Source organism: Pseudanabaena cinerea FACHB-1277 (assembly GCF_014696345.1).
Taxonomy (GTDB): Bacteria; Cyanobacteriota; Cyanobacteriia; order Pseudanabaenales; family Pseudanabaenaceae; genus Pseudanabaena; species Pseudanabaena cinerea.
The window spans coordinates 59,310-76,521 of record NZ_JACJPY010000003.1 but is presented as its reverse complement, the minus strand read 5'-3'; the positions used below and the strand labels follow the sequence as shown (position 1 = coordinate 76,521).

General features: G+C 43.8%; 15 protein-coding genes. 7 read left to right on the top strand and 8 right to left on the bottom strand.

What is annotated here, in order from left to right:
- Window positions 1–79: 79 nt before the first annotated feature.
- Complete coding sequence (gene rpe / locus H6F44_RS01720; protein ID WP_190349188.1) at window positions 80–769, top strand: ribulose-phosphate 3-epimerase; 690 nt, start codon at window positions 80–82, stop codon at window positions 767–769.
- Between the two features lie 134 nt (window positions 770–903).
- Here rpe and H6F44_RS01715 read toward each other — a convergent pair whose 3' ends face one another.
- The 4 genes from H6F44_RS01715 to H6F44_RS01700 all read right to left on the bottom strand — a co-directional run bounded on the left by H6F44_RS01715 (window position 904) and on the right by H6F44_RS01700 (window position 6,747).
- Window positions 904–2,079 (bottom strand): glycosyltransferase family 4 protein, encoded by a 1,176-nt coding sequence (locus H6F44_RS01715; RefSeq protein WP_190349187.1) that lies wholly within the window; start codon window positions 2,077–2,079, stop codon window positions 904–906.
- Between the two features lie 178 nt (window positions 2,080–2,257).
- Complete coding sequence (gene fabD, locus H6F44_RS01710; protein WP_190349186.1) at window positions 2,258–3,145, bottom strand: ACP S-malonyltransferase; 888 nt, start codon at window positions 3,143–3,145, stop codon at window positions 2,258–2,260.
- Window positions 3,146–3,308: 163 nt separating this feature from the next.
- Window positions 3,309–5,888, bottom strand: coding sequence for an EAL domain-containing protein (locus H6F44_RS01705; protein ID WP_190349185.1), 2,580 nt, complete (start codon window positions 5,886–5,888; stop codon window positions 3,309–3,311).
- Window positions 5,869–6,747, bottom strand: coding sequence for a FecR family protein (locus H6F44_RS01700; protein ID WP_190349184.1), 879 nt, complete (start codon window positions 6,745–6,747; stop codon window positions 5,869–5,871). The genes H6F44_RS01705 and H6F44_RS01700 overlap by 20 nt, the downstream gene beginning before the upstream one ends.
- Before the next feature lie 341 nt (window positions 6,748–7,088).
- Here H6F44_RS01700 and H6F44_RS01695 point away from each other — a divergent pair, with 341 nt between their 5' ends.
- A complete protein-coding gene (locus H6F44_RS01695; protein ID WP_190349183.1) occupies window positions 7,089–8,036 on the top strand; it encodes a DUF1517 domain-containing protein in 948 nt (315 codons plus the stop codon).
- Between the two features lie 104 nt (window positions 8,037–8,140).
- On the opposite strand, the gene H6F44_RS01690 is transcribed toward H6F44_RS01695, so the two are convergent.
- Window positions 8,141–9,589, bottom strand: coding sequence for an adenylate/guanylate cyclase domain-containing protein (locus H6F44_RS01690; RefSeq protein ID WP_190349182.1), 1,449 nt, complete (start codon window positions 9,587–9,589; stop codon window positions 8,141–8,143).
- A 439-nt stretch (window positions 9,590–10,028) separates the two neighbouring features.
- On the opposite strand from H6F44_RS01690, the gene H6F44_RS01685 reads away from it, so the two are divergent.
- Window positions 10,029–10,184 (top strand): hypothetical protein, encoded by a 156-nt coding sequence (locus tag H6F44_RS01685; protein WP_190349181.1) that lies wholly within the window; start codon window positions 10,029–10,031, stop codon window positions 10,182–10,184.
- A gap of 294 nt (window positions 10,185–10,478) precedes the next feature.
- Window positions 10,479–11,369, top strand: a complete 891-nt coding sequence (locus tag H6F44_RS01680) for a vWA domain-containing protein (RefSeq protein WP_190349180.1) — start codon at window positions 10,479–10,481, stop codon at window positions 11,367–11,369.
- Between the two features lie 24 nt (window positions 11,370–11,393).
- Here the strand turns inward: H6F44_RS01680 and H6F44_RS01675 are convergent, their stop codons facing one another.
- Window positions 11,394–12,113 carry a TVP38/TMEM64 family protein gene (locus tag H6F44_RS01675; RefSeq protein ID WP_190349179.1) on the bottom strand — a complete coding sequence of 240 codons (720 nt, stop codon included), beginning with the start codon at window positions 12,111–12,113 and terminating at the stop codon, window positions 11,394–11,396.
- Window positions 12,114–12,303: 190 nt separating this feature from the next.
- On the opposite strand from H6F44_RS01675, the gene nrtS reads away from it, so the two are divergent.
- Together nrtS and H6F44_RS01665 are read left to right on the top strand one after the other, a co-directional pair.
- Entirely contained in the window at window positions 12,304–12,549 is a 246-nt protein-coding gene (nrtS, locus tag H6F44_RS01670) for a nitrate/nitrite transporter NrtS (protein ID WP_277874097.1), read from the top strand.
- 12 nt (window positions 12,550–12,561) lie between these two features.
- On the top strand, window positions 12,562–13,485 hold the full coding sequence (locus tag H6F44_RS01665) for a tRNA (5-methylaminomethyl-2-thiouridine)(34)-methyltransferase MnmD (RefSeq protein ID WP_190349178.1): 924 nt from the start codon (window positions 12,562–12,564) through the stop codon (window positions 13,483–13,485).
- On the opposite strand, the gene H6F44_RS01660 is transcribed toward H6F44_RS01665, so the two are convergent.
- Window positions 13,381–14,703 carry a BaiN/RdsA family NAD(P)/FAD-dependent oxidoreductase gene (locus H6F44_RS01660; RefSeq protein WP_190349177.1) on the bottom strand — a complete coding sequence of 441 codons (1,323 nt, stop codon included), beginning with the start codon at window positions 14,701–14,703 and terminating at the stop codon, window positions 13,381–13,383. The two genes, H6F44_RS01665 and H6F44_RS01660, sit on opposite strands and share 105 nt — an antisense overlap.
- Window positions 14,704–14,958: 255 nt before the next feature.
- Between H6F44_RS01660 and H6F44_RS01655 the strand changes: the two genes are divergently transcribed.
- Window positions 14,959–16,092, top strand: a complete 1,134-nt coding sequence (locus H6F44_RS01655; RefSeq protein ID WP_206754439.1) for an AEC family transporter — start codon at window positions 14,959–14,961, stop codon at window positions 16,090–16,092.
- A gap of 32 nt (window positions 16,093–16,124) precedes the next feature.
- Here the strand turns inward: H6F44_RS01655 and H6F44_RS01650 are convergent, their stop codons facing one another.
- The gene (locus H6F44_RS01650; protein WP_190349175.1) at window positions 16,125–17,186 is read right to left on the bottom strand and encodes a pentapeptide repeat-containing protein; all 1,062 of its coding nucleotides are present in this window, start codon (window positions 17,184–17,186) and stop codon (window positions 16,125–16,127) included.
- Window positions 17,187–17,212 lie beyond the last annotated feature (26 nt).

Below are 17,212 nucleotides of genomic sequence, written 5' to 3'. Positions count from 1 at the left end.
TAATTAAGATGAGTCTGTAACTAAAACTACATTTCTCAGTTAAATATCATACCCTTACTCAGCTACCCCCGTAAATCATATGCCTAAAAAGTCCACAGTTATTGCTCCTTCGATCCTGTCTGCTGACTTTAGCCGTCTCGGTGACGACATTCGTGCAGTTGATGCGGCGGGTGCAGATTGGATTCATGTTGATGTAATGGATGGGCGCTTTGTACCCAACATTACCATTGGTCCATTGGTTGTTTCGGCAATTCGCCCTGTCACCACCAAAATCCTCGATGTGCATTTGATGATCGCAGAACCTGAAAGATATGTACCAGACTTCGCCAAGGCAGGTGCAGATATCATCACTGTTCATGCTGAGCATACCGCTTGCCCTCACTTACATCGCAACCTCTGCCAAATCAAGGAATTAGGCAAACTGGCTGGAGTTTCGCTCAATCCTTCCACACCGCTTAGTTTCATTGAATATGTTCTAGATTTGTGCGACTTGGTTTTGATCATGAGCGTTAATCCTGGCTTTGGTGGTCAAAGCTTTATTCCTAACGTAATCCCTAAAATTGCTAAGCTTCGGCAAATGTGTGAAGATCGCGGACTTGATCCTTGGATTGAAGTAGATGGTGGTCTCAAGGCTAACAATACCTGGCAGGTGCTAGAGGCGGGCGCAAATGCGATCGTGGCTGGTTCTGCGGTATTCAATGCGCCTGACTATGCCAAGGCGATCGATGGCATCCGCAATAGCAAGCGTCCTGAACTTGTAACGGCTTAGGAATGAAAGTTTATTAAAGCCCAATTATTACAGCGCTTTGCGCTTACTTAAAACCCAGAAAAGCCTTTGAAAGCGGCGCTTCGCGCCGCTTTCAAAGGCTTTTCTATATTACTTAAAAATTAAAAATCATTCTTTTACAAAGAACTTTCATAGGCAGCGATCGTGCCAAGGGTCATTGCTTCGAGGGTAAATTTTTGATTCGATAGTTTGAGCGCCCCTGACTGCATACGCGATCGCAACTCGCGATCGCTTGCCAACCTAGCTAAATAATCTGCCAACGCATCGCGCCCATCAAAGGGGATGATAAAACCATTAACTCCCTCCTCGATCTGGTCAAAGGTTCCTGCGGTGGGTGTACGAATAGCAACTACACCGCAGGTTAGAGCTTCAACAATTACCAAGCCAAAGCCTTCAGCCAAACTTGGCAACACAATCACATCCGAAGCCCAATAGACGCTGCGTGTATCTTGGATGTAACCCAGAAAATTAAAAATACTGTGACTAGCAGACTCATTAAAAGCATAATTTTTAATCTCTTCGGTTTGGTCGCCTGATCCTGCAAACAGACATCTAAAAGCATAGTCAGGATGACCCACCGCAGTCTGACGCACCGCATCAATTAGTAGGCGGTGTCCTTTATCCCATTGAGTTCTCCCCACTAAGCTAATCACAAAATCCTGTTCGGTAAGATGGAATTTGTGCCGTGCCTCTTGTTTCTCTTCAGCGCTGGGGGGATGGAAGTAATTAGTATCAATGCCATTAAATACCTTCCTAATTTTTGCAGGGGCAATACCTATATCATCGATGAGCCATGTTTCAATATCTGAGGCGATCGCGATAAATATTTTGGGCGCAAAGATTCGCAAATAAAACTTGAGCAGCAACTTTTTCAGGCGCAGTTTCAGATCTTGATGTTTCTCATAATGGATTGGCTTAAGTAAATGGAATGTGGAAACACAATTAACCCCTGATAACAGCCTCAATGCCGATGCTAGCCCTAGCATTGCATAGCCATGAACGTGCAGTAATTCAATTTTGTACTGTTTGATAATCTGACGAATCCTGCCTAAATTGCCAAAGCTTGCCAAGGTTTGATCAAATTTATCAATAACAATCCATTCGGCCGCTAATGCTTTAAGAGACTCAAATCTTCTTTTAGATGAATCGTCATAGCCAATTTTCCCCGTAATTAAGATCACTTTCCATCCCGACTTGATTAATCCACGCATCAAAGTTTCACAATGGGAAGTAATGCCATCGTTGCAGTCAACGCGCTTTAAAAGGAATGCTACGACATGGCAATCATTCATGATTTTGCTACGGAAAAGCATTTAGTTATCATACAGCCAAGTCCCAAGCACAGGACAAAATGATCAATTTTATATACTAAGGCGGTTGCCCCATTGGTCATCATAGTCGCATAACATTCCCGCCACACTTCGGAAATGCTATGCCAGAAGAAATTATAAGCTCGCGCAAATCACCATGCTATGCCATCAATTCATGGGCTTGCGAGAGGGTGCTGATATTAACTAATCCTAGGCTGGGAGCCGATCGCTTGACTAGACCTGTCAAAACCTTGCCAGAGCCAACTTCGATCGCTTTGGTAAAGCCCTGCTCGGCGAGGTATAGACAAATTTCGCGCCAGCGCACAGGGGCGGTCATTTGTTGACTGAGGAGATCGCGCAACTCTTGCCCTGATGTGGTTGGCGCGTTGGGCGCAACATTAGTAATTACAGACATATCGGCATCATTGAAAATAGTTTTTGCTAAAACCTGAGCAAACTGGTTTGCCGCCGCGCCCATCAAGGGTGAATGAAATGCGCCACTGACTGCCAAGGCGATCGCCCTTTTGCTTTTGACCCGATCGCAAATTGACTTAACAGCATCGGCTGTCCCTGAAATCACCACCTGGTCAGCACTATTATCATTAGCAAGGACAACATCAGCAGTTTCGGCGATCGCCATTTCCAATTGGGGGCGATCAAATCCAATCAAAGCGGTCATTGCCCCACCACTAGCATCTGCCATCAAGAGCGATCGCTCCTTAACCAACTCCAACCCCGTTGCAAAATCAATTACCCCTGCACAATAAAGGGCGCTATATTCACCGAGGCTATGCCCTGCCACCGCATCTGGCTTGATACCACGCCCCTGCAAAATATCTGTCAAGATCGCCGAAATCACATATAAACAAGGCTGTGTAAATTGGGTTTTGGCAAGCTCGGCGGCATCGGTTTGCGATTTATCTAGCACCGACCATCCCAAGATCTGCTCCGCCTTTGCCAATTTATCCTTACCAACTTCCGCCAAATCTAAGCCCATACCCACAGCTTGAGATCCTTGTCCAGGAAATATCCATACGGTTTTAGTCATTTTTTAAAAGCTACAATAGAAATTATAATTATTTACAGAAAAGTCTATATTCTATCACCAATAAGACTTACAGTATTTTGCGCTAACTTAAAACCTAAGGGAAATCTATAAATTGCCCCTAACTTTGGCTGTTTGGCGTAAATCCTTACCAAGCAGAGGGGTTTCATTCAGCTAAAATAGTTGTGATCGCCTCAGCACTCAAGGGACGGAATAGAAAGAAGCCCTGTCCATCTCCACTTTTGGATAACAAACTTTGCAGATAATGCAACTGCTCCAAGGTTTCAATGCCCTCCGCCACAATATGCGCGTTCATACTATTCGCTAAAGTGACGATCGCCTGAATAATGTCAGCGCCAATACTATTGTTACAAATATTATTGACAAATGAGCGATCGATCTTCAGTCCATCAAAGGGAAACTCATGCAGATAAGCAAGGGAAGAATAACCCGTACCAAAATCATCGATATAGATTTTAATCCCATGCTGCCGCATCTTTTGCAACATCTGCATCGCAAATTGGGGATTCTCCATCAGAGAGCTTTCCGTTAATTCAATCTTGAGATATCGAGGTTCTAGATGTGCCTTTTCCAGAGTTTGCAGGCACTTCACCAATACATTTTCATGGACTAATTGCTTTGCCGAAAGATTCACACTAACGGTTAAATTTTGGGCTTTGGCTAGAGTTTGCTGCCATGTATATAGCTGTGTACAGGCTTGCAGCATAATCCAATCACCAATGGGAACAATTAGATTAGTCGCTTCGGCAAGGGGAATAAATTGGGCAGGGGAAATGAACCCCTTTTCTGGGTGTTGCCATCGAATCAATGCTTCTAGCCCCACAATCTGCATATTGTGGAGAGAGAGAATCGGCTGATAATGGATTAAGAATTCTGAAGCATCAGCTTTATTTTCAAGCATCAGTACTGCTTTACGTAGATCTTGCTCCATTTGTAAACGACTGAGAATATGTTCACGCATGGCAATCTCAAATACAAGATAGCTGTTGTTGCCTAGCCTTCTGGCAAAGGACATAGCTGTATCGGCATCGCGTAATAATGTCTCTGGAGTAACTGGTTCGCCATATTCTGATAAATTATCAGCACTTCCATAAAACTTCAATCCAATATTGGTTGAGATATCTATTTGATGTTGTTGAATTATAAAAGGTTGACCCAGACTGATTTGTATATTTTGAGATAGGGCGATCGCTGCCTGTTGATTTTGGAGATTTTCTAGCAAAATTACAAATTCGGCTCCACCTAATCTAGAGATCGTAGCATTTTCAAAATTTTGACCGACATGGCTATTTGCTTCCTGTGAGACAACAACCTGCAAACGTTGAGCAACTTCAACTAAAAGCAGGTTAGCGACTTTATGCCCAAAGGTATCATTAATGGTTTTAAATCGATTTAGAGTCAAACAAAGAATGCCGAAAAGAGGCTGTTGATCGGCGATCGCTATGGCGTTGCTCAGAGTAAATTCATCTATGGGGAGTGATGTCTGATTGAATAGGGATGGGATTCTATAGGTCAAGAGATATTGCAGGCGCTCCTCAACTAGTTCGCGATTGGCTAAGTTGGTGAGGGTATCGTGGGTGATGGCACGGCGGAGCTTTTGATGAACGATTTGTAATGATCGCTGAATTTGTCTGTAACTTTGGAAGGCGATCGCGCCACCTGTGCATAGGGTCATCAATAACGGTGTCGATACTGCTAACCAATGGTTGGCGAGAAAGGCAAAATAGGCAACGACTAGCCATAGGACCGCAATGCTTAGAGCGTTTAGGATTGGGAGCCAGAGGCTGCGCCTTGATATCAATAGACTCATGCACAGGCTGGTACATAGGGACATCAGCCAAATATTTTGGGGGGCGATCGCCTTAAGGTAATCACTTTGGAGCAAGTTACGGAGGGTGATCGCGTGCAGATGGACACCACTAACAGGGGGATTACGCTCAAAGGGAGTGACTAATGTATCTATGCCTGCGGCAGTAACACCCACCAATATTATTTTATTGCGAAATTTTGCTGTAGGAACCTTGCCATTAATCACATCACGAAAAGGGAAGGTGGTCATGGATCTGGTATGGTTAGTCCAATTTAGCCAGAGAGGACGATTGAGGTTAGGCGGTGCGGCGATCGCCTGTGTAGTCAAGTCATAGGTTTGCAAAATCGCAAGGCTAAGGGCAGGAATATCCTGAATTTGCAGATCGACTTGGCGCACAATGCCATCGCCATCTTCGCGCTTGAGAATATGCCCGATCGCCACAGTGGCATTACTCAGAATTTCCACAGGCAAAATCGGCTTCCCTGAACGATCCCAAGCCATTGCTAACACACTGTTGGCACTATTCTCAAGGGCTTTAGATAGGGCGACATCTTCGGGGGTCGCCTCAGTCCAAAGAATATCAAAGGCAATCACACTAGCTTGGGCAGGACGGATTTTCTCAATTAGCTGTTTGTAGCGATCGCGGTTCCAAGGAAATCGCCCCAACTCCTGAATGCTATCATCATCAATGGCAATAATGGCAATACGCTCATCCCAAGGGCGATCGCCACGCCAAACCGTAAAATTGTTATAGAACTGGTAATCAAGGTTTTGGAGCCAGCCCCCATAGAGCAAAATAGCTAACAAAATTGCGGTGATTAAGCTAGGCAATATTTGCCAAAACAGTTTCAAGGAGAACTTATCCCATGCTCCAGCAATCACCTGTGAATTTGACTTAGAGAATGGGAATCTCATAGGGGTTGACCTTTCCTTGAGGAGTTTCAACAGTAATTTTTAAAGTCAGGGTTGATACTGCTGGGAGCAGCAATGAAAACCGCCCATTGCGATCAAGAGTTTGCTCTATGCCATCCACTGTGACAGTGTTTACAGGGTTAGTATAGCCCATGAATAAAATTGACCTTTGGGAGGCAACAAGACGGCGATCAATTGCATACCTTAAGGTGGGATCATTCTTGATGGGCATTGGTGTAGAGGGGGGCTGACCAGCAATCATAAAATTTTCTGTGCCACCCTTGACCAAGATAGTCTGATTCTGTGAAGTACTAGCAACACTGCCTTTATAAGTAGTCAATACAGTTTTACCGTCAGTTTTGGCAAGTATGCTGAAGTCAGTCCCCCTGACCCCACTAATCCCCGCAGGAGTTTGAATGCTTAGCTGTGAGCCACGATGCGTAAATTTGCGAATTTGTAATCTTGCCTTGCCCCTCGGCACAAACAGATTGGTAATACGCCCATTATCAGGGGCAATCCTAAAACCACTAATTCTAATGGTGGTATTTGGTGCAACATAGATTGTACCCACGGCAGTATCCACACTCAATACAGCAGAGCCATTGTTACCCGTGGATATTTCATCGTTAACCGCTTGCAGGCGATCGCCCACCTTTGCAGCGCGGTTGCGATATTTGACATTGCCCGAAACCTGCTCTACTTTTAGCCATTGGTTAGTACGGACTTGTAAACTCGTCTGGGCATAGCCCACACCTTGCCATGGGATCACTGCACTGGGTACAAAAAATATGCCGATAGCGGCAACAGTGTACCAAGAAGCTGTGGAAAAATTTGACTGATTTGTATAATGGGGAGAAAGCATTTGATTTACAGCCTATCGAGGCTTGGAGTAATGCAGAAATGTTGTTGAAGGTCGGCACATCACGCTGATACTCAACAATACTTCTGGGTTTTAAGTCAGCGCCAAGCGCTGTAATTTAACTTAATCTATGCCAATAGGGGAAACCCTATTGGTGAAGGGTTAGATTTGTCTGAAGCTTGTCATAAAATTGTTATAGATCAACATCCTATAATAAGTTTCCCAATTTCGTCTTTATGAAATCTTTCAAACTAAATTCCCTCATTCTCAAGTTGCTTCCACCTTCGCTAAACATGATCCACAAGGTCAAGACCAATTTATCCCGCATTAACTTTCCTAATATTATGCAAGTTTTAACTAGCAACAGTTTCAAGAATTGGGGGCGATCGCTGGGGGTTGTTTCCCTCATGGCGATCGCTATATTGGGTAATGCCCATGAAGCCCATGCCCTGCGTGGGGCAGGACGCGCAGGTGGCAGTTCCTTTAGTCGCCCCTCTGCCCCTAGCCGTTCTGTGTCGCCTTCCTATGGCGGCGGCAGCAATACTTACTATGGCGGCGGCGGCGGTGGATTTTTCTTCCTACCCATGTTTTTTGGTGGAGGCAGTAGCCTATTTGGTTTAATAATATTGGTGATCGTTGCTGGTGTGATTTTGCAAGCTTTTCGTGGCAATAGTGGCGATGGCACAGGCATTACCAGCAACAATAGCAAAGTGACCGTAGCCAAAGTGCAGGTGGGACTACTGGCATCGGCGCGATCGCTGCAACAAAACTTAACCCGCCTTGCCCTAGAGTCAGACACTTCCAACGCCGAAGGGTTGGCAACTGTTGCCCGTGAAACAGCGATCGCCCTCATGCGACACCCTGAATATTGGGTTTATGTCAGCAGTGCCAGTGAAAACACCAAATTTGCTCTAGCCGAACAAAAATTCAATGGGTTGGTCATGTCTGAGCGTAGCAAGCTCAATGATGAAGTGTTGAGTAATGTTAGTGGTCGTGTTTTGCAAGGTAAAACGGCAACTGCCAATCTTCCCGACAGTACCAAGCCCCTCGGCTTCGAGATCCCTAGTGAATACATCATTGTGACCATGCTCATCGCGGTGGCAGGTGAATCTCTCAGCAAGCTGCCCACTCTGCGCTCCAGCGCAGACCTGCAATCTACTCTATCGACAATTGGTTCAATCCCCACTGATGATTTATTGGCGATTGAAGTCCTTTGGGAACCTCAATCCGATGAATTTACGCTCACCAGCGATGAAGTGTTAGCAGTCTATCCCGATTTAGTCCGCATCTAGTTACTGAAAACACCCTCAAAAATATCCTCAAAAGTCAAAAGGGGCAAAGCACCTTGGATTTTTTCTAAAAAAACGCCGCTCTGCGGCGTTTCCGTCTTTCTTAGTTAATAAATCACTTCAAAAACCTCAACCAAATTCTTTTTGCCCTTGACAGGCAAAGTGCCAAAATCGCGAAATTCAAAACTAGCGATCGCCGCCTCATAGACACTGCGAGTAACTAAAATCTGACCACCCTTCGCCATGCCCTGAAGCCGCGATGCAATATTCATCTCATCACCGATCGCTGTATAGTCCATATGCTGGGGTGAGCCAATATTACCGACAATCACATCACCAGAACTAATACCAATTCCTGTAATAAAGTTATCGCGAATCCAAGTATTAGCGATTTCCTTGAGTCGTCTTTGCATACTCACCGCCGCCGCGATCGCGCAATGCTCTTGGTCAGTGATGGCGGTAGGAGCGCCAAACATCGCCACAATCATATCACCGACAAACTTATTGACCGTCCCCTGATGGCTAAAGATCACATCCACCATCTCCGTAAAGTATTCATTGAGATAAGCTACTAATTGCTCTGGCTCCAACTCCTCGCATTTGGTGGTGAAGTTGCGAATATCAGAAAACAACATAGCAATCTTGCGCTTGCTAGTGGTCAGCGACACATTTCCCTTCGCACCAATCACCGCTTGGGCAACCTGTGGTGATAGATATCTCTCTAAGTTATTTTTGATGCGTTCTTCTTTTAGCTTATTCTCATGGAGAACTGCATTCTCGATCGCCCCCGACGCTTGCGTAACTAGGGCAGTAAATAATTTTAAATCTTGAGATGTATAGCTAATTGGTTCGGAATTACTAATATTAACTACGCCTAATACACGGTCTTTGGTACAAATTGGCGCACAAATGAGTGCATAGGATTCATTCTCATTGGTAATATAGCGCGGATCTTTACTGGCTTCATTTAAAAGTTCAGGCTTGCCACTGGCAAACACATGACCAGCGATGCCTTGTTTAGGCGCGATCACTAATGAGGGATTATTGAGGGCTGTCCCCCTAGCTGCAATAATCTCTAAAATATGCAATTTTGGGTTATATAACATTACCGAGGCGCTAGTGGCACGAATCAGACGACTAGCTTCATCAATTACTAATCCTGCAATTTCCTTGACATCAAGACAGTGCGACATTTTGCTCGCGATCGTATAGAGCAGATTGATCTCGCGGTATTTATCTAGAGCATCGTTCGCCAACATTTTGCTTTCAAACTCTCGCATAACCACAAACCCAATCAGGTCAGCAATTTGCTGAGCATGGGCGATCGCGCCATCATAAATTATCCATCCTAATAATTCTTCATTTATTTGAATGGATAGTTTATGCATAGATTCTGAGTCTACTGGCTCTAACAGGCGTTCACTAAGATTAATTGGCAGAGTTTTGCCCTCATGGTTTTGAATGGCGATCGCCAAGTCTAAAGTGTTTACTAACCCTTTGAGTAAAGGGAATACCTCTGACTTAAGAAGTACCTTTTTGAGATTAACAGAGGGCATAGATTTAGATAAAGTAGGTGAACTGTATCAGTTCGCAAATGAAGACTTACTGATTTGCGAATCAAAAAATAAGCCTAGCAAAGATCTTGAGTTTTCATTTTACTTACAGCAAGAAGAAAACTGTCCTAGCAGTGTCAAGTAAGTAGCTAAGCATAAGTAAACTAAAAACCTAGAAATCATTGCCGTCTGCTACGTGGGCGGCAATAATTCTGGCTGTAATTACGATGAGCTACTTACTGGTGTAGCTATTTTCAGCTTCGGCGCAGCAAAAGCGGCAAAATCTATAAAATGCACATTTTGCTTGTCGGAAAATTGGGCTTAAAACCCTGTGCTTCCAGCAAAGCTTTATATTACAGTAAAGCAAATACCGTAGGGCATACGGAAATTCACGCTTGAGAAGCTAGTTGCTAAACTAGGTATCACTGAGCAAGACAATGCGATGGCAAGTCTTACAGGCAATAGTGAACCCAATAATCCTCACACCTTTAGGCTGAGGATTGTCAAAGTAACACCATCATCATATTCAACCCAAGGTTGTAGCAATCGCCATATTGCTGAAACTAAGGCATTTACCGAGCAGTCACCCCCTTTATAGGACTTATTGAAGTTTGCAAGTTGTCTTTGATAACTTGCACGCTTCGATATCCTTGACCCATGGTGCATTGCCAGGGCAATTAGTTCTTTTTTTAATGTCTATTTTTAATGTCTATTTTTAATGTCTATTTTTAATGTCTTTTTTTAGGCTGGAAAGGGAGTATTTTTAGACTCAGTATCGTCTATTGAGTAAAATTGCCGAACTTTGTTTGCAATCCATGCAATTACGCTCGACTTTGCTAGACTTGGTTAAAGTCTTGAGACATACTACATAAAAAATCAGGGCAAATTCGATATGCCTTACTCAGCCGAAATCAGTCGCCGCCAACCTAGTTGTTTTCTCTTTCTCATTGATCAATCGGGATCGATGGCTGATGCCTTCTCCCGCGAGACTGCCACTGTTGGAACCGCTAGAGGGGTTAATGCCAGCCTCCACAAAACCAATGAGTCCATTCAAAAGGCTCAAGCTGTGGCGGATGCAGTCAACCGCCTTCTCGATTCCCTCGGACAGCGCTGCGTCAAGGGGAATGAAATTTATGATTATTTTGATGTGGGGGTAATTGGGTATAACAGCGAAGTTGCCTCAGCCCTAGATAATGTGATTAGCGATCGCCCGATCGCTCCCATTGGCAAAATCTATGAAAACCCCACAGAATTAGAAAAAAGGGCGCAGCAACTGCCCGATGGCATGGGTGGACTAGTGGAAGTTTATAACGACTTCCCAATTTGGTTTAAGCCCGTAGCAAGTGGTGGTACGGCAATGTGTAGTGTGTTCGCTTTAGCAAGGATTCTTTTGGAAGAATGGATTGAGAAGCACCCCAATAGCTATCCACCGACGGTGATCAATATTACTGATGGGGAGTCCACCGATGGCGATCCCACTGAAGAAGCAACTAATCTTAAAAAGCTCAGTACTTCCGATGGTTCTGTACTGCTCTACAATATCCATCTTTCCGCAGAATATACCCAGCCTGTATCCTTCCCCAATACCGCCGATGTCCTGAATGATCCTTACGCACGCCTAATGTTTGAAATCTCTAGTCCTCTGCCCTATGCTGCCCAAAAAGCAGCCGAAAAGGAAGGTTACAAGATCACTCCCGATTCTAGAGCTTTTATGTTTAACGCCGATCCTGTGAAATTGATTCAATTTCTGGATATTGGTACTCGTACCGACAATTTGCGTTAAGAGCGCTAGCAAAGCTTATCTGTCTTAGTTTTTGGTGATTTGCAGCAGCGATCGCTTAGCAATTCTGGCGATGTAAATGCTCACGGCTATGGTGGCAATCAGTCCAATTAAGCGCAGACTCCATTGCATGATTTGGGCTTGGGGGCTATTGTCTATTTGAGAATTCAGGTGAGTAATATCCATAGCTAGAGAGCCTAGATAGACATACATAATTGTGCTAGGAATCATGCCGATTGAGCCTAGGATGTAGTCTTTTAAGGCAACGCGGGTAATTCCAAAAACATAGTTAAGCATATTAAATGGAAAAATAGGTGAAAGACGCGCCAAAAAAACAATTTTGAATCCTTCTTTACAGATGGCAGCATCGATCGCCCTAAAAGTAATATTATTGCGAATTTTTCGGCTAATATAGCCCCTGGCAAAGTATCTGCCGATTAAAAAGGCAAGGGTTGCGCCCAAGGTCGCAGCGATAAATACATAGATTGAGCCGAAAAATACTCCATAGAGTGCGCCCCCTCCCAAGGTGAGGAATGAGCCAGGAATAAACAAAATTGTGGCAAGATTGTAAATAATGATGAAGGCGATGATGCCAATTATTCCCTGTTCTTTGATCCAATTAATAATATTTTGTAGTAAGTCATTGATATTTAGGTAATGAAATGCCATCACTAAAAGTACTATAGCGATCGCATTGAGAATTATTCTTAGCCAAAATCGATAATTAGTTAATCGAGATCTTGCCATAGGATTAGGATGTGTCAAACTCTTTAGTTATATCGACCGAGTTTAAATTTAAGAAAGCTCTACAATTTTTTTATACTAAAAGCCCCAATAGGCTGTAATGGGGATGTAGTCATTTTAGCTTTGGTATTAAAGTACTTTTATGAAGGGAAGATAAATCTTTTAAAATAGTTTTTACAATGGATATTTGATAATGAGTATAAGGTGGGCAATTAAAGACCTGCAAAATTTTTGTGGAAGTTTAGTCAATCCTCAATTTGTACCTATGGGTGTCAAAGTGGCTTTGGTGGTGGGGTCTATACTCTTTTTGATCAATCACGGTAATGCTTTTATCCAAGGGCAGATGAGTCGCGATCGCTGGATTTCGGCATTACTAACTTACTGTGTACCCTATATGGTGAGCATTCATGGACAATCTATCAATCACAGGCGAAAATAATATCAAATAAAAATGGATCGACTTTCATTATTTCCAACTCAGGATGGCTCGCTTACTTTTTGGTCAGAAACCTATCAACAGAGTTTTCATAGTGATGCGGGGGCAAGGATTGAAGCAGAAGCTAAGTTTGTGATACCTGCCCAAATCGCGGCAAAGTCGCAAACGCAAGAGCATTTAAATATTCTCGATGTCTGTTATGGGCTGGGGTATAACAGTGCGGCGGCGATCGCGGCGGCATCACAACCCCATAGCAATGCCCATTTGCAAATCATTGGCTTAGAGAATAATCTAGAGGTTCCGCAAAAGGCTGTTGCTGATCGCTTGATTGATATTTGGTCGCCAGAAATTGTCGATATTTTAACCAAGGTTGCCGAATATCAATGCTTTACCTCTAGCGATCGCCAGATCCAATTGCTAGTTGGCGATGCTCGACAAACTATTCAGCAAGTGCCGCCGCGTTGGGCTGATGCCATTTTTCTCGATCCCTTTTCGCCGCCCCATTGCCCCCAGCTTTGGACTGTGGAATTTCTGCAACTCCTCGCCGATCGCCTCAAACCCGATGGCTATCTCTTGACCTATTCGGCCGCCGCCGCCGTGCGGACAGCCCTGTTAAGTGCAGGTTTGCAGATTGGCGCGATCGCTGCCATTGGGCGCAAATCCCCCAGTACGATCGCCGCTTTTGCACCAATGCCCTTGCCACCAATTTCCCAAATCGAAGCTGATTTTCTCAAAACTCGTGCTGCCATTCCTTACCGTGATCGCCATCTCAATGCCACTGCCACCGAGATTCTACGCGATCGACAGCTTGAGCAAAGCCAAAGCAATCTGCCATCAGGCTCCAGTCTTCGCAAAACTTTGCATAGCCTGTGCCGCAATCCAAGCAGTTGTCCAAGCACTTTGAAAATTAAACCCGCCTGTCACCCCATCAATATCTAAAACTTCCCCTGCAAAAAATAACCCTTGACAAATTTTACTCTCCATAGTCTGAAAATTGACATCAGCTAGGCGAATACCACCACAGGTTACGAACTCCTCCTTAAATGCGCCTTTACCCGCGATCGCATATTCACTAGCACTCAAGATATTGCCTAACTGTTGAATAGATCTATTCGAGAGATCTGCCCAGCGCGTATCGGGGGCTATGGCTGCTTTGAGTAATAAATATTCCCATAGGCGCAGAGATATTGCTAGGGGGCAGTAGTTGGCAATGAATTTTTTAGGTTGCTCTGCCTTGACCTTAAGCAAATTTTGCTTAATAGCCTCTAACTTAAGATCTGGCAGCCAATTAACAAGCAATTTTGATTGATAGTTGCAGTCATACAGTTCCCTAGCCGCCCATGCCGACAGCTTGAGGATCGCGGGTCCACTAAAACCCCAATGGGTAATCAGTAATGCTCCTAACTGCTCTAACTGATTTTGTGGTTTATTTTGCTGTTTATTTTGTGGTTTATTTTGCTGCTTATTTTGTGTACTAGAGGCATCTACTGTTAGGTGCGAATTAACTTTACTAACTAATTTGACATTCACAGAGTTGACGCTTACTCCCGCCAGTTCATGGAGCTGTTTATCCTTAATATTAAAAGTGAATAAGGAAGGGACAGGTGGCTCAATTTCGTGACCTAGCGATCGCGCGATCGCATAGCCCGAAGGACTACTACCTGTCGCCAATAGCAAGCGATCGCTGAGAATAATTTCACCACTTTTAAGGGTTAACTGGAACTTACCATACTCCAATTTTTCTACCCGATGCACAGGCACATTAGTCCGTATTTCCACGCCAGCTTTTCTAGCAGCCCGCATCAAAGTTTCCACAATTGTCTCAGAGTCGTCAGTAACAGGAAACATCCTGCCATCGGCTTCAGTTTTTAGCTGTACCCCTTCGGCACGAAACCAATTTACAACATCAAGGGGTTGAAACCGCGAAAATGCTCCTCGTAAAGCTTTACCGCCCCTCGGATAGTTTTGAACCAGTTGAGACGCTTCAAAACAATGATGGGTAACATTGCAGCGCCCTCCACCTGAGATCCTCACCTTGGCAAGCGGTTGTCTGCCTGCCTCCAAAAGCATCACATGGCTGTGACTCTGGGCTGCATGGACTGCCCCAAAGAAACCTGCCGCTCCACCACCAATTACCACAATTTGCATCTTTGCCATATGTCTATCAATTACAGCCCATCGCGGCTTTGAGTAATCCAGAAATAAGTTGATCATCAACATTGTCGTATCGAAGCTCAACTTATTTCTAGATTTTAGTTTTCTAGATTTTAGTCAGCGCAAGACGCTGGATTTTGCTGAAGCTTTTTGAAAAGAAAGAAAGTACATTGACTAGAGTTACTACTTCAAGATTAATTCATGCGTAACCTATTCTATCTTTACGCAACCCTGATCGGCTTTCCTGTCGCTGGCTATATGCTGCGGCGCGTACTGTCTAAATATGCCATATCCTATGCCCATCAGTTTATAACCTTTGTGGCGATGCCTTTTTTAATCATTACATCAGTAAGCGCTAGTAACTTCATTGATGACCTTTGGCTTGCACCACTAATTAGCATAATTGCGATCGCCATTGGCGGCATTTTGGGATTAATTGCGATCGACATTAGTAAAATCAATGAGAATACTCGCACGCTCTTATATAGCAATAAGCTAATCAATGTCCTTGATGCTAATGCTTACCATCGTCAAAGTATAGTTGCCAAATCGCCAAATAACTCCTCAAGAATTCCCAAGCAGAAACCATCAACAAAAAATCCATCTAAACAAACATCGTGGCATCCAAATTTACAATCAAATTTCCTAATTGCCGCCACTACAAGTAACGGAGGCTATATAGCTTTTCCCATTATTTTACTACTATTAGATCATAACCATTACCAATATTTTGCTATTACGGTCATATATGATCTATGCAGCGCTGCTGTTGGAGGATATGTTTTATTAAAAATTCTAGATAAGAGCTTTTACAAATTACCACACAGCCAGACTAGCACTCTAAGTTTAGATATCGATAAAACTAATCATATTTATTGCCCAAGCACATCAGTTAATAATAGGGTTAGCGTACTTAAGAAAACAGATTTCAACTGTGATTTTAGGAAGTTATTAGATAATTTTGTTAGCGGTAAATCAAAAATTATTTTGAGTAGCTTGATTGTCGGTATTATCTTTAGTGTTTTTATCAAAAATGGCTTGCCAAATATTATTTTGCAAACGAAATCTTTAATGATTTATTTATATTTAACGGCCATAGGAATGCAGATAAATTTATCTAAATACAAGTTTTATCCTAGCCAAATTACATCATGTTTGATCATTAAAATGCTATTAATACCCATAGTAATTGCAGCATTTTTAGCATTTTTAGAAACAGATAAATTGATCGCAACTACAATTCTAATAATGGTATCTATGCCTCCTTTATTGATTGATCATCAATTATGTAAGGAGTATGGACTGGCAGTAGAGTTTCAAGTTGGCTGTCACTCTACTGGTCTAGTTCTATTAGGTTTGACAGTGCCATTATGGATTACTCTATTTAGCTAAATCACCGACAGCGAACGGCACAGGCTTTTGTGTTATTTCTGCACCTTGCCATCGGGTAGCGTTGCCCCAGTGAGAATTGCACCAATTAAATTGGCACTGCTCATCTCTGCACGGTTGAGAATGGCATCAGTTAAATTTGCATCAGTTAAATTTGTCCGTGCTAGATAAGCCTCAATTAAATTTGTCCTGATCATGATCGCCCCTTGCAGATCGGCACGACTGAGATCGGCGCGGGTTAATTTCACATCGGTGAGATCAGCCCCACGCATCTGCACGCGGCTTGCCTTAACATCGGGCATCACCGCACTTTTGAGGGAAACACCATTGAGATCGGCATCAATAATCATGGCTCGCTCCAGCCTAGCATTATTTAAAACTGCCCCCGAAAGAACTGCCATGCTAAGGTTTGCCTCGGTGAGAAATACCCCCTGCATTCGCGCATCGTTAAACTTAGTTTCTTGAAGATTTGCGCCAGTGAGATTGGTGTCTTGCAGGTTTGCACCACTAAGATCGGCACGAAATAGATCCGCCCCTGCCAAATTTGCGCCCCGTAGATCCGCCCCCCGCAAATCTGCACCCACTAGATTAGCGATTGATCGCTTTTTCTTATTCCCAGCCTCGCCCTCCTGCTCGCCCAAAGCTCTTTCTTGGCGTAGGTTCGCACCATGCAGACAAGCCCCCATCAAATTTGCGCCACTCAAATTAATGGTTCGCATATCCGCATCAATCAAATTCGTATCCATGAGGTTTGCTAGGCTAAGATTTGCGCCAAATAAAGTTGCACCCTGAAGGCTGGCTCCATGCAAATCAGCGTTAGAGAGATTGACGTTACTCAGACTTGCCTGATTGAGGTTTGCACCACAAAGATTTGCGCCTGTCATCAAGGCTCCGCGCATATTTGCTCTTGTCAAACAGGCGAATAATAACACTGCGCCGTTGAGATAGGCTTTGGATAGATTTACATCTAGCCAGTCGGAATGGCTCAGTTGTGCGCCGTTGAGCTTGATGCCACTGAGGTTAAGTCCGCTAAAGTCGCGATCGCCTTTAGCATAGCGTTTGAGAATATCTAGATGATTACTATTGGCGGCATTCATAAAATAGCTGGGTAAATAGCTGGGTA

Bases quoted from the DNA above. Each gene is read 5' to 3' on its own strand.
- rpe (WP_190349188.1), top strand. From the start codon at position 80: ATGCCTAAAAAGTCCACAGTTATTGCTCCTTCGATCCTGTCTGCTGAC.
- H6F44_RS01715 (WP_190349187.1), bottom strand. From the start codon at position 2,079: ATGAATGATTGCCATGTCGTAGCATTCCTTTTAAAGCGCGTTGACTGC.
- fabD (WP_190349186.1), bottom strand. From the start codon at position 3,145: ATGACTAAAACCGTATGGATATTTCCTGGACAAGGATCTCAAGCTGTG.
- H6F44_RS01705 (WP_190349185.1), bottom strand. From the start codon at position 5,888: ATGAGATTCCCATTCTCTAAGTCAAATTCACAGGTGATTGCTGGAGCA.
- H6F44_RS01700 (WP_190349184.1), bottom strand. From the start codon at position 6,747: ATGCTTTCTCCCCATTATACAAATCAGTCAAATTTTTCCACAGCTTCT.
- H6F44_RS01695 (WP_190349183.1), top strand. From the start codon at position 7,089: ATGCAAGTTTTAACTAGCAACAGTTTCAAGAATTGGGGGCGATCGCTG.
- H6F44_RS01690 (WP_190349182.1), bottom strand. From the start codon at position 9,589: ATGCCCTCTGTTAATCTCAAAAAGGTACTTCTTAAGTCAGAGGTATTC.
- H6F44_RS01685 (WP_190349181.1), top strand. From the start codon at position 10,029: ATGGCAAGTCTTACAGGCAATAGTGAACCCAATAATCCTCACACCTTT.
- H6F44_RS01680 (WP_190349180.1), top strand. From the start codon at position 10,479: ATGCCTTACTCAGCCGAAATCAGTCGCCGCCAACCTAGTTGTTTTCTC.
- H6F44_RS01675 (WP_190349179.1), bottom strand. From the start codon at position 12,113: ATGGCAAGATCTCGATTAACTAATTATCGATTTTGGCTAAGAATAATT.
- nrtS (WP_277874097.1), top strand. From the start codon at position 12,304: ATGAGTATAAGGTGGGCAATTAAAGACCTGCAAAATTTTTGTGGAAGT.
- H6F44_RS01665 (WP_190349178.1), top strand. From the start codon at position 12,562: ATGGATCGACTTTCATTATTTCCAACTCAGGATGGCTCGCTTACTTTT.
- H6F44_RS01660 (WP_190349177.1), bottom strand. From the start codon at position 14,703: ATGGCAAAGATGCAAATTGTGGTAATTGGTGGTGGAGCGGCAGGTTTC.
- H6F44_RS01655 (WP_206754439.1), top strand. From the start codon at position 14,959: ATGCTGCGGCGCGTACTGTCTAAATATGCCATATCCTATGCCCATCAG.
- H6F44_RS01650 (WP_190349175.1), bottom strand. From the start codon at position 17,186: ATGAATGCCGCCAATAGTAATCATCTAGATATTCTCAAACGCTATGCT.